Origin of the sequence: Rhodococcus oxybenzonivorans, assembly GCF_003130705.1 — a bacterium.
GTDB lineage: Bacteria > Actinomycetota > Actinomycetes > Mycobacteriales > Mycobacteriaceae > Rhodococcus_F > Rhodococcus_F oxybenzonivorans.
In genome coordinates this window covers 2,539,530-2,554,903 of sequence record NZ_CP021354.1, presented here as the reverse complement: position 1 = coordinate 2,554,903, position 15,374 = coordinate 2,539,530, and the positions used below count along the sequence as shown (strand labels likewise).

The window sequence follows — 15,374 nt, the reverse complement described above, 5'->3', positions numbered from 1 at the left end:
TGAGTGGTTGACGAGTCCATGGACTCGTCAACCACTCACAGGCGGCGAAGCCGCCTACAGGTCGCGTTCCCGCTCGCGTCGGCGTTCGATGCGCCGCCGCGCGTCGTGGTCGCGCATGCGCTGCGGGTAACCGGTCTTGCGGACGTCGTAGACGGGGATCTGCAGATCTTCGCCGAGCTTGCGGGCGCCCCGTTCGCCGCCGACGCGGCGCCGGGTCCATTCCCCGTCGGCGGCGACCAAGACCACGGTGACCTCGGTCACCGTGGTTTGCGGTTCCACATAGGCCTCGACGCCGAGGTGGGTTCGCGCCCAGTTCGCCAGATAGGAAGCGTCCTCGGGCGATGCCTGGGATCGGCGGCCCGGTCGTGGCCGCGAGAAACGGTCGAACAACCCCACGTCGGGCCTCCTCCGGAGCGTGCGCCGGTCGGTGCCGGCGCGGTTCCCCCAGTTTGCCAGGCAACTTCCGCTCGGTGCCGCGATCGGAAACTACTCGCCGGTAGGGCGAACGTCGCGACACACCCGAGCCGACGTGGGGGAACCCTCGACGGACGCGCGCCTCCGATCAATGGAAAGATGTGGAGCGCCGACACAGCGAGTGGGTGACGACGAATCGGAATTACCTGCGAGTAGCCGCAAGATATGTGCATCTCGAGCACAATGGTTCACGACCACAAGTCGACAAAATTCAACAACCCGAACACAACTGTCGAGGAGTCAAAAGACATGGCCTTCTCCGTCCAGATGCCAGCGCTTGGTGAGAGTGTCACCGAGGGAACTGTCACGCGATGGCTCAAGCAGGAAGGAGACACGGTCGAAGTTGACGAACCCTTGCTCGAAGTCTCCACGGACAAGGTGGACACGGAGATCCCGTCCCCCGTGGCCGGCGTGCTCAGCAAAATCGTCGCTCAGGAAGACGACACCGTAGAAATCGGTGGCGAGCTTGCCGTGATCGGTGACGACGGTGAAGCGCCGTCGTCCGACTCCGCACCCGAGCCTGCCGCGGAAGAGCCGGCCGAAGAGCCGGCCGCGGAACCCGCTCGGGAGGAACCGGCCGCCGAATCCGCACCGGCTTCGTCCGGCAACGGAAGCTCCGACGGCACCCCGGTGACGATGCCCGAACTGGGCGAGTCGGTCACCGAAGGCACCGTGACCCGGTGGCTCAAGGCCGTCGGTGACGAGGTTGCCGTCGACGAGCCGCTCGTCGAGGTCTCGACCGACAAGGTCGATACCGAAATTCCGTCGCCCGTGGCCGGAACCCTCCTCGAGATCAGCGCGCAGGAAGACGACACGGTCTCGGTCGGCGGTCAGCTCGCCGTCATCGGATCCGGCGCTCCCGCCGCGAAGCCTGCTGCGGCACCCGAGCCGACCCCGGAGCCCGCAAAGGCAGAGCCGGAGCCGGAACCTGCGAAGGCAGAGCCGAAGCCCGAACCCGCGAAGGCGGAGCCCACCAAGAGCGCACCGGCACCCTCGGCCGCGACGTCGGCACCCGCTGCACCGTCCGGCGACAGCACCCCGTACGTCACTCCCCTCGTCCGCAAGCTCGCCGCGGACAACGGCGTCGACCTGTCCTCGATCACGGGCACCGGCGTCGGTGGACGCATCCGCAAGCAGGACGTCCTCGCGGCCGCGGAGGCCAAGAAGGCTCCCGCTGCAGCACCGGCATCGGCCCCCGCGGCGGCCGCCTCGGCACCGGCGCCCACCTCAGCCGGAGTCCGCCCGGAGCTGGCCCACCTGCGCGGAACCACGCAGAAGGCCAACCGTATTCGCCAGATCACGGCGACGAAGACGCGGGAGTCGCTGCAGACCACGGCGCAGCTCACCCAGACCTTCGAGGTGGATGTCACCAGGATCGCCGCACTGCGTGCGCGGGCCAAGAACACCTTCCTCGAGCGCGAGGGCGTCAAGCTCACGTTCCTCCCGTTCTTCGCGAAGGCTGTCGTCGAGGCGTTGAAGTCGCACCCGAACGTCAACGCCAGCTACGACGAGGCGAACAAGCAGATCACCTACTACGACGCCGAGCACCTGGGCATCGCGGTCGACACCGAGCAGGGCCTGCTCTCCCCGGTGATCCACAACGCCGGTGACCTGTCGCTCGCCGGGCTGGCCCGCGCCATCGCCGACATCGCCAAGCGCGCCCGGTCCGGTGGCCTCAAGCCCGACGAACTGTCGGGTGGCACGTTCACCATCACGAACATCGGTAGCCAGGGCGCCCTGTTCGACACCCCGATCCTCGTGCCCCCGCAGGCGGCGATGCTCGGTACCGGCGCGATCGTCAAGCGCCCGGTCGTCGTGACGGACGAGTCCGGCAGCGAATCCATCGGCGTCCGCTCGATGTGCTACCTGCCGCTCACGTACGACCACCGCTTGGTGGACGGCGCCGATGCCGGACGCTTCCTGACCACGGTCAAGCATCGCCTGGAGGAGGCTTCGTTCGAGGCTGATCTCGGCCTGTAGTTCGCGGAGCACACCGAGTCGGTACGGTTCGGATTCGCGCAGGGGCACCATTCATTCCGGAATGGTGCCCCTGCCTTGTGAAGGAGGCTGTTGCACATGCGCGTTGTCATCGCCGGCTCCTCGGGGCTGATCGGAACTGCACTTGTCTCGTCTCTACGCGGCGACGGCCACGACGTCGTCCGGCTGGTGCGGCGGGCGACGGCCGGACCCGACGAATCTCGGTGGGATCCGCAGAAGGATCGGCTCGACACGGCGATCCTCGCCGACGCCGACGCGGTCGTGAATCTGTGTGGTGTCGGCATCGGTGACAAACGATGGACCGGGGCGTACAAACAGCTGATCCGGGACAGCCGCATTGCGGCCACCGACGTCCTGGCCGAGGCGGTTGCGGAGGCTCGCGTCCCCGCGTTCGTCAGCGCCAGCGCTGTCGGCTACTACGGCGACACGGGCAATACCGTCGTCGACGAGAGCTCGCCGTCGGGTATCGGGTTCCTCGCCGACACCTGTCGCGACTGGGAGGCGGCCGCAGCTCCTGCGGTCGCGTCGAACGTCCGGACGGTTCTGATTCGCAGCGGGATCGTCCTCTCACCGCGGGGTGGGCTGCTCGGCAAGCTGCGGCGGCTGTATTCGATCGGCCTCGGTGGACGCCTCGGGGACGGCCGCCAGTACCTGTCATGGATTTCGCTGGAGGACGAGGTGGATGCCATCAAGTTCCTCCTCACCCGCGACGACGTCGACGGGCCGGTCGATCTCACCGGGCCCGCACCCGTGACCAATGCCGAGTTCAATAGTGCGGTGGCGCGGACCCTGCACCGTCCGGCGCCCTGGATCGTCCCGGGTTTCGCCTTGAACGCACTGGTCGGCGAGTTCGCGAGAGAAGGCATCCTGGCGGGCCAGCGCGCCATCCCCACCGTTCTGGAGGCGTGCGGCTTCTCTTTTCGCCACAACACGATTGGTGAGGCACTCGATGCCTGCCTCGTGCGGTGAAGGAGGTCACGTCCGCGCGAAGTCGAGCCGGGCGTAATCTCTAGCACATGAGCAGCGTGCCACTTTCCGCCCGTTTCAGTCGCAACCCGATCACCGTCGAGAATCTCGGCCTGATCGATTACGTCGATGCGTGGAATCGTCAGCGTGAGCTCGCTGCCCAACGCGCGGAGGACATCGGCGCCGATACGCTGCTGCTCCTCGAGCACCCGCCCGTGTACACCGCCGGGCGTCGGACGCAACCCGAGGACCTGCCGAGCGACGGCACGCCCGTGATCGACGTCGACCGCGGCGGGAAAATCACCTGGCACGGCCCCGGCCAGCTCGTCGGCTACCCGATCCTGAAGCTCGCCGAACCCGTAGACGTCGTGAAGTATGTGCGCCGCCTCGAGCAGGCACTGATCACCGTCTGCACCGACCTCGGCCTGGACTGCGGCCGGGTGGAGGGCCGTTCCGGAGTGTGGCTGGCTGCCTCCCTGACCGACGGGCAGTGGCTGCCGGAGCGCAAGGTCGCAGCCATCGGCGTCCGAGTGCAGCGGGGCGTCGCTTTGCACGGCTTCTCGCTGAACTGCAACTCTGTTCTCACGGGTTTCGACAACATCATTCCCTGCGGCCTCCGCGACGCCGGGGTCACCACGCTTTCGCACGAACTCGGCCGCGACGTGACGGTCGACGAGGTCACTCCCGCCGTGACCGAGGCGGTCCTGGCCGCACTCGACGGCACTCTGCCGATCACCGATCACGACATCGAACGGGTCGAGTTCGACGCTGCCGCGGCCGCCCAGCGCTCTTCGTCGGCTCCCACCTTCACTACTGTTCAGTACGGCTGACCGGCGTCCCCGGCCCGCCGGGTACCTCAGGCCGGGCGTACCATCGTCTGCGTGACTGTGGCCCCAGAAGGACGCAAATTGCTCCGCCTCGAGATCCGAAACGCGGAGACCCCGATCGAACGTAAACCGAACTGGATCAAGACGAGAGCGAAGATGGGCCCGGAATATTCCGAGCTCAAAAGCCTCGTCAAACGCGAGGGCCTGCACACCGTCTGCGAAGAAGCCGGCTGCCCCAACATCTACGAATGCTGGGAAGACCGCGAGGCCACCTTCCTCATCGGCGGCGAGCAATGCACCCGCCGCTGCGACTTCTGCCAGATCGACACCGGCAAACCCGACGACCTCGACCGCGACGAACCCCGCCGCGTCGCCGAGTCCGTCCAGGCCATGGGCCTGCGCTACTCGACCATCACCGGCGTCGCCCGCGACGACCTCCCCGACGGCGGCGCCTGGCTCTACGCCGAAACCGTGCGCCTGATCCACCAACTCAACCCCGGCACCGGCGTCGAACTGCTGATCCCGGATTTCAACGCCAAACCCGAGCAACTCGCCGAGGTATTCGCCACCCGCCCCGAGGTCCTCGCCCACAACGTCGAAACCGTCCCCCGCATCTTCAAGCGCATCCGCCCCGCCTTCCGCTACCAGCGCAGCCTCGACGTGATCACCGCCGCCCGCGAGGACGGACTCGTCACCAAGTCCAACCTGATCCTGGGAATGGGCGAAACCCCCGACGAGGTCACCCAGGCCCTGCACGACCTGCACGACGCCGGCTGCGACATCATCACCATCACCCAGTACCTGCGCCCCTCGCCGCGGCATCACCCCGTCGAGCGGTGGGTCAAGCCCGAGGAATTCGTCGAGCACTCCACCACCGCCGAAGAGATCGGCTTCGCCGGCGTGATGGCCGGACCACTGGTCCGCTCCTCCTACCGGGCCGGCCGACTGTACGCGCAGGCGATGGCCCACCACGGCCGTGAACTGCCCGCGGGGCAAGCACATCTCGCGGAGGGCGGCAGTGCGTCGCAGGAGGCGAGCTCCCTCATGGCCAGGCTCGCGCGGTAACGCGAACCGGCGACGTCGACCAACACCGGACGGGTCATCGGTCCCGAGTGCTGGGGACGTATCCTGAACAGCATGGCGAACGGCAGTAAATCTGGTAAAGCGGGCAAACCCGGCAAGGAAGCGAAAGCAGCCGCCAAGGCAGCTCGCAGGCAGGCATCGAAGGAGCGTAGAACCCAGCTCTGGCAGGCCTTCCAGATGCAGCGCAAGGACGACAAGCTGCTGCTGCCGCTCATGCTCGGGACCCTGGTCGGACTCGCGGTGGTGTTCTTCCTCGTCGGTCTGATCTGGGGCATCCAGTGGCTTCTGCTGCCCATCGGTCTCCTGCTCGGCGTCCTCGGAGCGTTCATCATCTTCGGGCGGCGTGTGCAAAAGACGGTGTATGGAAAAGCCGAAGGGCAGGCGGGCGCCGCGGCGTGGGCGCTCGACAACATGCAGGGCGCCTGGCGAGTGACCAGCGCAGTCGCAGGTACCACTCAGCTCGATGCCGTGCACCGCGTGATCGGACGTCCCGGCGTCATCCTCGTCGCCGAGGGATCACCGCAGCGGGTCAAATCGCTACTCGCGCAGGAGAAGAAGAAGACCGCTCGACTCGTCGGTGACACGCCGATCTACGACATCGTCATCGGCAACGACGAGGGGCAGGTACCGCTCTCGCAGCTGCAGAAGTACCTCAACAAGCTTCCGAAGAACATCGACACCAAGCGCATGGACGCTATCGAGTCGCGTCTCGCGGCGTTGAGCAGCCGGAGCGGCGGTGCCGCACTACCCAAGGGCCCCATGCCGGGCGGCGCCAAGATGCGCGGGGTGCAGCGCACCATCCGTCGTCGCTGAGATCGCCTCTGTCACCACCAGCCCGATGCCGGGCCGATGCAGCTCGACTGCATCGGCCCGGGCATCGGCGTTTTTGTCGAGGTCGAGGTCAACGTGTGCGCACGAGGGCGGTGCCGGTGGCGCGGTCCTGCATGCCACGGCCGTCGACATCGGTGATGGTGCCCGGCACGACGAAGACGAGCAGGGCCTGGCGCACCAGCGCGCGGACGAAGCCGACACGCACGGGGCCGTCCACCCGCGCCACCCGTATTCCCAGGCACAACTGCCCGGGAGTAAAAGAGAACAGGGTGACGGCGGCGATCCCGACGACAAACCACACGAGCAACGTGACACTCGACAACGGGCCTTCGAGCGGATTGTCTCCGATGATCAGCGCGGCCACGCCCGCCGACGACACCCAGTCGATCATGAGGGCCGCGAGACGGCGGCCGGTGCCGACGAGCGCGCCGGGCCCGTCCGCCGGCAACCCGAGGCGTTCACCTCGATGGGACTGTTGCGCCTCGTCTGCCCCGTTCGGCAGGGCAGCCGAGGGTCCGGAGAGCCAGGAGCCGGTGATACGTGCCATGCTGTCCAGGATAGGCGTCGCCGCTCGGGGCACCTCACACTGGCGTTCGGGCCTGTGTGCGCAGTCACAACCGGCCGCAAAAGCCCAGGACGTTGCGACGCGTAACATGCCGGAAACAAAAGGTTGACCAGCGGGCAACACCAGGTCCATACCGTCTGGCACGACGAATTCGCCAATATCTACTTGGCTGAAGCGACTTAAGGAGCACAAGCGTGGCGTTCACCACGGCCGAAGAGGTCATCAAGTTCATCGCGGACGAGAACGTCGAGTACGTCGACATTCGGTTCAGTGACCTTCCCGGCGTCCAGCAGCACTTCTCGATCCCGGCCTCTGCGTTCACCCAGGATGTCTTCGAGGACGGCCTCGCGTTCGACGGTTCGTCCGTCCGCGGCTTCCAGTCGATCCACGAGTCGGACATGATGCTCCTCCCCGACGTCGCTACCGCGCAGATCGACCCCTTCCGTGCCGCCAAGACACTGAACGTGAACTTCTTCGTCCACGACCCGTTCACGCGTGAGTCCTACAGTCGCGACCCCCGTAACGTCGCCCGCAAGGCTGAGGAGTACCTGAAGTCGACGGGCATCGCCGACACGGCGTTCTTCGGCGCCGAGGCCGAGTTCTACATCTTCGACTCGATCCGTTACGACTCGCAGATGAACGGCTCCTTCTACGAGATCGACTCCGTCTCCGCATCCTGGAACACGGGCGCCGAACTCAACGCCGACGGCAGCCCCAACCTGGGCTACAAGGTCCGTCCCAAGGGTGGCTATTTCCCCGTCGCACCGTACGACCACTACGTCGACCTGCGCGACGAGATCTCGACCAACCTGCAGAACGCGGGCTTCGAGCTCGAGCGCGGTCACCACGAGGTGGGCACCGCCGGTCAGGCCGAGATCAACTACAAGTTCAACACGCTGCTCGCAGCCGCAGACGACCTCCAGCTGTTCAAGTACATCGTGAAGAACACCGCGTGGAAGCACGGCAAGTCCGCCACCTTTATGCCGAAGCCGCTGTTCGGCGACAACGGCTCGGGCATGCACGTCCACCAGTCGCTGTGGAAGGACGGCAAGCCGCTGTTCCACGACGAGGCTGGCTACGCGGGTCTGTCCGACATGGCACGCCACTACATCGGCGGCATCCTGCATCACGCTCCGTCGCTGCTCGCGTTCACCAACCCGACCGTCAACTCGTACCACCGCCTGGTGCCGGGCTACGAAGCCCCCATCAACCTGGTGTACAGCCAGCGCAACCGCTCGGCGGCCGTGCGTATCCCGATCACCGGCAACAACCCGAAGGCCAAGCGCCTCGAGTTCCGTGCCCCCGACTCCTCGGGTAACCCCTACCTGAACTTCGCGGCGCAGATGATGGCCGGCCTGGACGGCATCAAGAACAAGATCGAGCCGCAGGCTCCGGTCGACAAGGACCTCTACGAGCTCCCGCCGGAGGAGGCCCGCAACATCCCGCAGGCCCCCACCAGCCTGTCGGCAGTGATCGACCGCCTCGAGGCGGACCACGACTACCTCACCGAGGGTGGCGTGTTCACCTCCGACCTGATCGAGACCTGGATCTCGCTCAAGCGTGAGCAGGAGATCGCTCCGGTCAACCTGCGGCCGCACCCCTACGAGTTCCAGCTGTACTACGACGTGTAAGTCGTAGGTTCCCGCGTTCGCGCGGATCGTTTCTCCGACGAGCCCATCCGTGGTCTCGGCTGCCTGCAGCCGATTCCCGCGGATGGGCTCGTTCGTCCCTCCTGTGGCACACCTGTTTCACTCCAGGCGACTCGGGTAACCGCCACACCAGGCGTTCCAGTGTTCCGGACCATTGGATCGTCCAGGCGGCGCCGGTTCAGAAGTCGAGGCGGCGCCGCCGCCTCACCCTTCCTGCAGCGTGTGAAGCATCGCCTCGGCGATGACGCGCAGCTTGATGTTGCGGTTCTTCGACTCGGTGACCAGAACCTTGAACGCCTCGTCGGCGGAGACCCGGCGCGCTGCCATGATGGCACCCTTCGCCTGCTCGATCACCGCCCGCGACTTCATCGCCGTCTCCAGTTGCTCACCACGCCTGCGCGCCTCCTCGAGTCGTGAGGCACCGTCGAGGGCGTATCGGACGGCAACGAGAAGCACGTTGAGGACGGCGGCATCGGCTCTGGTGAAACCGTGTGCGTCCCGGCCGTATACGTTCAGTGCGCCGAGGTACTTTCCCTCGAGCAGTATCGGCGCGGACAGGTAGCTCGCGACACCTAAGCGTCGGGCGCTGTGTGCGAACGACGGCCATCGCCGTGTCGCTTCTTCGGAATCGGCCCGCGTGATCGTCTGCGTACGGGCAGCTTCGAGGCACGGCCCGTCGCCGGCGTCGTACTGGACACGATCCACGTCGACGACCACGCGGTCGGTGGCGGCCCTCGTCGTGGCGTCTCCGTTGTCCAGAAGGACTGTGACGCCCGCCAGGTGGGCGCCCGGCACCAGGACGAGGGCCTCCCTGCTGACTTCTTCGAGGAATCGGTCCGTTCCCCCCGCCGAGTCCAGTTCGGAGTACACGCTGTGGATCGCATCCTTCAGCGCGTCGAACTGGTGATCAGCGAGTCCGTTCCCACTCACTCCGCTCATCGTGCACCTTCCGTGATTCTCCGACCCTCCTTTATTCGTCACCGCGGCGGCCGTGGATGGGAGGACTTCCGAGAAGTACAGGAATCTCCTCGCCGCCACCGAGACCGGCGATATGATCCGGACACCCGGCCGCACGCTGTCCTGGCCGAACCGATGGGGGGTGAACGCGGTGCCTCGCTCCGCCCGCGATCCGGCGCAATCGCCGGTATCGATCATCTTCCGACGCAGGATCGACGACGCCAGTTTCGACGAGTACCTGCGCTGGGAGCACCACTCGGCCGAAATCCTGTCGGGTCGTCCAGGATTCATCGATCAAGACATCATCCCGCCGTCACCGCCCGTGCAGGACGACTGGGTAACGGTCCAGCGGTTCACCACGATCGACGACGCCAGAGCATGGCTGGACAGTGCCGAACGGACTACCCTCGTCGCGGAGATCAAGCACGCATTCATCGGCAACGAGGACGTCCACCTACTCACCGGTGAACAGACTGCCGCGCAGGCTGCGTCGTCGGTGGTCATCTCCTGCCGCATCGATCCGGAGGACGAGTCCGCCTTCATGGATTGGCAGCGTCGGATTTCCGCCGCCGAGGCCCGGTTCACGGGCTTTCGCGGGCACAAGGTGGAGCGGCCTGTCCGCGGCGTCACCGACGATTGGACGATCGTTCTCAGCTTCGACGCCGAAGAGAATCTCGAGCGATGGATGAACTCGGCGGAGCGCGCCGAACTTCTCGAACAGGGGGCGCGCTTCAATCAGGACCTTCGAGTCCGCAGGGCCAGTTACGGTTTCGATTTCTGGTTTCGCGGGGCGAAAGGCGAACAGTCCGCGGAGGTTCCGGTTGCGCGGAGCAACCTTCTGGTACTCCTCGTCTTGTATCCGATGGTGGTGATCTGGGGCCACTTCGTCAGTGCACCGCTCATCGAGGCTCGCGGTGTCCCCGTTGCCGTAGCGCTGTTCATCGGCAATGTCGTCACCACCCAGATCTTGGGGTGGTGGGCGGTTCCGGCCGCGTTCAAGGCGTTCGGATGGTGGATGGACCCGGCGATTTCTCCTCGCCGGCGCAATATCGGATACGCCGTGATGATCGCATTGTTCGGTGTCTCGATCGCCGTGTCCACCCTGCTTTTCGCCATTCCCACCACCTGATGTTCCGGGGAAGTGAGCGCCGAGCTCGTCCAGGTGAGGGTCGGGATCGTGAGTAGGGCCCGCACACTCGCTCAGGTGTACCGAGACTTCGGTGAGGTCGATGCCGCCCCGACATCGCCGCTGTACCATCGCATCGCCGTCGCCCTGAGCGAGTCCGCCGAAGCGCTGCGCGCGATCGAGGCCGCGCCGTCGCGCAAGCGGCATCCCACGGTCATTCTCGCCGCGCTCCACGACCTCGCGCTCGCCGGACGCGCCCCCGCGCTCGCCGCCGCCTATGCCGCCGCGGACCGCGACGCTGCCGCCGGCGCGGCGGTCGAGACGCTGGTGCACATGACCGACTCTGTGGTGGCCACCGCCGTGCGCCGGCCGATGCGGGCCGACCAGACCGGTCGCTGCACTGTGCTGTATCCCGCCATCGCCGAGGCTGCGCGCCGCGTGGGTGCGGAGAGGATTGCGCTGATCGACGTGGGCTGTTCGGCCGGGTTCGATCTCACCGTCGATCGCGTCGGCATCACCTACAGCAACGGACAATTCCTGGGCGACCCGTCATCTCCGGTACAGCTGTCGTCCTCGATCGTGGGAGATCGCCCCCTCCCGACGCGGGCGATGCCCGAGGTTGTCGCCCGGGTGGGCATCGACCTCGATCCGGTCGACGTGACCGACGCGGACGAAGCCCGCTGGTTACGCGCCTGCGTGTGGCCGGACCAGCCGGAGCGGGTCGCCAGACTCGATGCGGAGATTGCGTTGGCGGCGACGGAACCTCCGCTGCTGCTCCGAGGTGACGCCGTCGAGGTTCTGCCCGATGCCTTCGCCCGTGTGCCCGCCGACGCCCTGCCCGTCGTGACCACGACGTGGGCGCTGTCGCGCTTGCCCCTCGAAAGCCGCCTGCGCTTCCTGCACCGCGTCGATGACGCAGCTGCCGGCCGGGCGGTGGCGTGGGTGTCGGCGGAGGGAGTCGGGGTCGCGCCGTCCATACCGACGCTCGGCGATCGCCGCGCCTCCGGCCACAGCATCATCGGGCTGGTGGTGTTCGACGCGTCGACTCTGCGCGCCGAGGCCATTGGCCGCTGCTGGTCGCGGGGCCGCTTGCTGTCCTGGCTGACCGGCTCCTGATCTTCTGTCCGAGTGAGCGAGTGTCCTGCCGAGATCGACGATCACCGCCCCGACTGACCGTGTACAACCCGCCGAAAATTCGCATTTGCCTGCGTACAGGGCCGGCGCATAGCACTGTGAAATATCTCGGAACAGGTTCGACGGGTGAAAGGTGTCGCACAGTGGACATCGCGCAGCTGTGGGATTTCGTCTCTGCGCGGAAGCAGCAACTGCTCACGGATTCCTATCTGCACGTCAGTGCTGTGGTGCAATCGGTGGTCATCGCCACGGTCGTCGCGGTGGTCGTCGGCATCGTCGTGTATCGCAGTCCGGCGGGCTCGGCCATCGCCACAGCGCTCGCGAGCACCATCCTCACCGTCCCGTCGTTCGCCCTACTCGGCCTCCTGATCCCCATCCTGGGTCTCGGTGTGGCTCCCACCGTGACGGCCCTGGTCCTGTACGCCCTGTTGCCGATCATCCGGAACACGATCCTCGGTCTGTCGTCGGTGGACCCGGCGGTGACGGACGCGGCACGAGGTGTCGGTATGAGCCGGATCGCAGTTCTGAGCCGGATCGAGCTGCCGCTCGCATGGCCGTCGATCCTCACCGGCATGCGGGTGAGCACCCAGATGTCGATGGGAATTCTCGCCATAGCGGCGTACGCCAAGGGCCCCGGACTGGGCAACCTCATCTTCTCCGGACTGTCCCGGGTGGGAAGCCCCACCGCAGTCCCGCAGGCCCTCACGGGCACCGTTCTGATCGTGCTTCTCGCTCTCGTGCTCGACGGTCTTTTCGTGGTCGTCGGGCGACTCACCACTTCCAGGGGGATCCGTGACTGAACTCGACACAGCACGCACCGGCGCCGACACCGTCTCAGGCGTCGAGATCGTCCTCGAAAATGTCGTCAAGAACTATCCCGGCCAGAGCCGACCGGCCGTCGACAACGTCTCGATGCGCATCCCGGCGGGCGAGATCGTCGTATTCGTCGGCCCGTCCGGCTGCGGCAAGACCACGACCATGAGGATGATCAACCGCCTCATCGAACCAACGTCGGGCAAGATCACGATCGGCGGAAACAATGCGCTGTCCATCGATCCCGACAGGTTGCGACGGGGCATCGGTTACTCGATACAGCAGGCCGGGCTCTTCCCGCATCTGACCATCGCCAAGAACGTCGCCACCGTGCCGGGGCTGATTGGGTGGGACAAGAAAAAGATCGCCCAGCGCACCGACGACATGCTCGACCTGGTGGGGCTCGACCCCGACGTCTACCGGGACCGCTATCCCCGGCAGCTGTCGGGTGGGCAGCAGCAGCGGGTCGGGGTGGCCCGGGCCCTGGCCGCCGATCCCCCGGTGCTGCTCATGGACGAGCCGTTCGGCGCGGTGGATCCGATTACGCGCGGACTGCTGCAGGACGAACTGATGCGACTGCAGTCGGATCTGGGCAAGACCATCGTCTTCGTCACCCACGACTTCAACGAGGCCGTGAAACTCGGCGACCGCATCGCCGTTCTCGGGGATCAGTCGCACATCATGCAGTACGACACCCCGGATGCCATTCTCGCGAGTCCCGCGAACGACATGGTGGCCGGCTTCGTCGGCGCGAACGCGTCACTCAAACAGTTGACGCTGACCCGGGTCCGGGACGTGCCGCTCCTCGACTGCCCCACCGCGTATGCCGACGGTTCGGTCGACGAGCTGCGGGCGGCCATCACACCACGCAAGATCAAGTGGGGTCTGATCCTCGACGCACGTGATCGCCCCATCCGCTGGGTGTCCCTCGGCCACCTGGCTCACGCCACCTCTTTGCAGGACGTCGGTGACCCGATCGAGGAGGTCGTCTCCACCCAGTCCACGCTGCAGGATGCGCTCGAGGCGTTGCTCGCCGAAAGCAGCGCCTCGACCGTCGTCACCGGCCGGCGGGGCGAATACGAAGGTCTCATCAGTATCGACACGCTGGTGAACCACCTCTCCGCGATGCGGGAGGAGCACGGGCCGAACAGCGAGAACGGGGAAACGAGCGTAGCGGGTCCGCCGTCATGACCACCGCCGTTGTCGCACAGGACATCCCCGCCGCCCGCCGGTCCGAACGTGCCCGGTTGCTGGTCCAACCCGTGATCGTGCTCGTACTCGTGGCCGGGGTCCTCGGGTGGGCATTCAACCGCGAACTCACGGCCACTCAGAAGGGCAGTCTCAACGCCGCGAACATCGCCACCCTGACGTGGCAGCATGTGCTGATCACGGTCGTGGTCGTCACCATCGTCGTCGCCATCGCTGTTCCCCTGGGAATCCTTCTGACGCGCCCCGGTTTCACCAGGCTGGCACCAGTCTTCATCGGTATCGCCAACATCGGTCAGGCCGCGCCGGCGATCGGGCTACTCGTGCTGCTGTTCCTGGCCACCAGCACCACCGGGTTCTGGATCGGCGTTCTGCCCATAGCGTTCTATTCGCTGCTTCCTGTGCTTCGCAACACCATGCTCGGTCTGCAGCAGGTCGACCCCGCCGTCATCGACGCCGGGCGCGGGCAGGGAATGACGGCACGCCTGGTGTTGCAGAAAGTCGAATTGCCACTGGCCGTTCCGTACATCCTGGCCGGGTTGCGCACCTCGCTCGTCCTCGCCGTCGGCACCGCGACCCTTAGTTTCCTCGTCAGCGCCGGCGGTCTCGGCATCCTCATCGACACCGGATACAAGCTGCGCGACAACGTCACACTGGTCGTCGGCGCGGTGCTCGCGGTCGCGCTCGCGCTTCTGGTCGACTGGTGCGGTGCGCTGGCCGAGGAGTTCCTGGGCCCGAAGGGACTGCGCTGATGACCCTGCGACGAGGATTCCGGCGCACTCTTGCTGCAACGGCGTTGGCGTGCAGTGTCACACTCCTGGCCGGCTGCGGTCTCGAATCCGGTGGCGCGTTGCCGCTGTCCGTACTCCCCGGCAGTATCGCGCCGGTCCCCGAACTCGAGGGTGTGAAGATCACCGTCGGGTCCAAGGATTTCACCGAGCAGGTGATCCTCGGGTACATCATCGAATTCGCGCTCAGCGCCGCAGGCGCCGACGTGCGCGATCTCACCAACATCCAGGGATCGAACAGCACCCGGGACGCGCAGTTGGACGGGCAGATCGACGTCACCTACGAGTACACGGGAACCGGCTGGATCAACTATCTGGGCAACGAGACTCCTGTGCCCGACCCCGTCGCGCAATTCGAGGCCGTGCGGGACGAAGACCTCGAACGCAATGCCATGGTGTGGGTGGAGCCCGCGCCCATGAACAACACGTATGCCCTGGCGATGAACAGGCAGACCGCCGAGCAGACCGGCATCACCACGTTGTCGCAGTACGCAGACCTGGTCAACCGCGACCCTGCGGCCGCCACCACGTGCGTCGAGACCGAGTTCAATGTGCGACAGGACGGCTTCCCCGGGCTGGCCGCCACCTACGGCTTCGATCCCGCGCGAGCGAACCGGCAGATCCTGCAGACCGGCATCATCTATCAAGCCACCGCGGACGGCACACAATGCAAGTTCGGTGAGGTGTTCACCACCGACGGGCGCATCATCGCGCTCGATCTGGTCCTTCTCGAGGACGACCGGCAGTTCTTCCCGAAGTACAACCCTGCCATCACGATGCGGAAGGACTTCGCCGATGCCCACCCACAGGTGGCGGACGTCATGGCGCCCATCTCGGACGCCCTGACCAACGAGGAGGTCACCGAGATGAACCGGCTCGTCGACGTCGAAGGACAGGAACCGGCGGACGTGGCTCGTGACTGGCTGGCGAACAAGGGATTTGTGACACTCCCCTGAT

The 15,374-nt window shown here is 66.2% G+C and carries 15 protein-coding genes; 12 read left to right on the top strand and 3 right to left on the bottom strand.

What is annotated here, in order from left to right:
- Positions 1-54 precede the first annotated feature (54 nt).
- The gene (locus CBI38_RS12210) at positions 55-396 is read right to left on the bottom strand and encodes an oxidoreductase (RefSeq protein WP_109329171.1); all 342 of its coding nucleotides are present in this window, start codon (positions 394-396) and stop codon (positions 55-57) included.
- Between the two features lie 327 nt (positions 397-723).
- On the opposite strand from CBI38_RS12210, the gene sucB reads away from it, so the two are divergent.
- The 5 genes from sucB to CBI38_RS12185 all read left to right on the top strand — a co-directional run bounded on the left by sucB (position 724) and on the right by CBI38_RS12185 (position 6,161).
- Positions 724-2,454, top strand: coding sequence for a 2-oxoglutarate dehydrogenase, E2 component, dihydrolipoamide succinyltransferase (gene sucB / locus CBI38_RS12205; RefSeq protein WP_109335026.1), 1,731 nt, complete (start codon positions 724-726; stop codon positions 2,452-2,454).
- Positions 2,455-2,550: 96 nt separating this feature from the next.
- Entirely contained in the window at positions 2,551-3,441 is an 891-nt protein-coding gene (locus CBI38_RS12200) for a TIGR01777 family oxidoreductase (RefSeq protein WP_109329169.1), read from the top strand.
- A 47-nt stretch (positions 3,442-3,488) separates the two neighbouring features.
- Entirely contained in the window at positions 3,489-4,268 is a 780-nt protein-coding gene (gene lipB, locus CBI38_RS12195; protein ID WP_109329167.1) for a lipoyl(octanoyl) transferase LipB, read from the top strand.
- A 51-nt stretch (positions 4,269-4,319) separates the two neighbouring features.
- Positions 4,320-5,330, top strand: a complete 1,011-nt coding sequence (lipA, locus tag CBI38_RS12190) for a lipoyl synthase (protein ID WP_204164916.1) — start codon at positions 4,320-4,322, stop codon at positions 5,328-5,330.
- Between the two features lie 72 nt (positions 5,331-5,402).
- On the top strand, positions 5,403-6,161 hold the full coding sequence (locus CBI38_RS12185; RefSeq protein WP_109329163.1) for a DUF4191 domain-containing protein: 759 nt from the start codon (positions 5,403-5,405) through the stop codon (positions 6,159-6,161).
- Between the two features lie 88 nt (positions 6,162-6,249).
- Here the strand turns inward: CBI38_RS12185 and CBI38_RS12180 are convergent, their stop codons facing one another.
- Positions 6,250-6,726, bottom strand: coding sequence for an RDD family protein (locus CBI38_RS12180; RefSeq protein WP_109329161.1), 477 nt, complete (start codon positions 6,724-6,726; stop codon positions 6,250-6,252).
- A 212-nt stretch (positions 6,727-6,938) separates the two neighbouring features.
- On the opposite strand from CBI38_RS12180, the gene glnA reads away from it, so the two are divergent.
- The gene (gene glnA / locus CBI38_RS12175) at positions 6,939-8,375 is read left to right on the top strand and encodes a type I glutamate--ammonia ligase (RefSeq protein ID WP_109329159.1); all 1,437 of its coding nucleotides are present in this window, start codon (positions 6,939-6,941) and stop codon (positions 8,373-8,375) included.
- Positions 8,376-8,597: 222 nt separating this feature from the next.
- Here the strand turns inward: glnA and CBI38_RS12170 are convergent, their stop codons facing one another.
- Positions 8,598-9,332, bottom strand: a complete 735-nt coding sequence (locus CBI38_RS12170; RefSeq protein WP_162603214.1) for a GAF and ANTAR domain-containing protein — start codon at positions 9,330-9,332, stop codon at positions 8,598-8,600.
- 160 nt (positions 9,333-9,492) lie between these two features.
- Here CBI38_RS12170 and CBI38_RS12165 point away from each other — a divergent pair, with 160 nt between their 5' ends.
- From CBI38_RS12165 to CBI38_RS12140, 6 genes are all read left to right on the top strand, one after another.
- Positions 9,493-10,479: a putative antibiotic biosynthesis monooxygenase gene (locus CBI38_RS12165; RefSeq protein WP_230990159.1), complete on the top strand. Its 987-nt coding sequence runs from the start codon at positions 9,493-9,495 to the stop codon at positions 10,477-10,479.
- Between the two features lie 48 nt (positions 10,480-10,527).
- Complete coding sequence (locus tag CBI38_RS12160) at positions 10,528-11,592, top strand: DUF2332 domain-containing protein (RefSeq protein ID WP_109335025.1); 1,065 nt, start codon at positions 10,528-10,530, stop codon at positions 11,590-11,592.
- 161 nt (positions 11,593-11,753) lie between these two features.
- Positions 11,754-12,410 carry an ABC transporter permease gene (locus CBI38_RS12155; protein ID WP_109329153.1) on the top strand — a complete coding sequence of 219 codons (657 nt, stop codon included), beginning with the start codon at positions 11,754-11,756 and terminating at the stop codon, positions 12,408-12,410.
- A complete protein-coding gene (locus CBI38_RS12150; protein WP_109329151.1) occupies positions 12,403-13,614 on the top strand; it encodes an ABC transporter ATP-binding protein in 1,212 nt (403 codons plus the stop codon). The genes CBI38_RS12155 and CBI38_RS12150 overlap by 8 nt, the downstream gene beginning before the upstream one ends.
- Positions 13,611-14,381, top strand: coding sequence for an ABC transporter permease (locus CBI38_RS12145; protein ID WP_109329149.1), 771 nt, complete (start codon positions 13,611-13,613; stop codon positions 14,379-14,381). Before CBI38_RS12150 ends, CBI38_RS12145 begins: the two co-directional genes overlap by 4 nt.
- Entirely contained in the window at positions 14,381-15,373 is a 993-nt protein-coding gene (locus CBI38_RS12140; RefSeq protein ID WP_109329147.1) for a glycine betaine ABC transporter substrate-binding protein, read from the top strand. The genes CBI38_RS12145 and CBI38_RS12140 overlap by 1 nt, the downstream gene beginning before the upstream one ends.
- The last annotated feature ends 1 nt before the right edge of the window (position 15,374 follow it).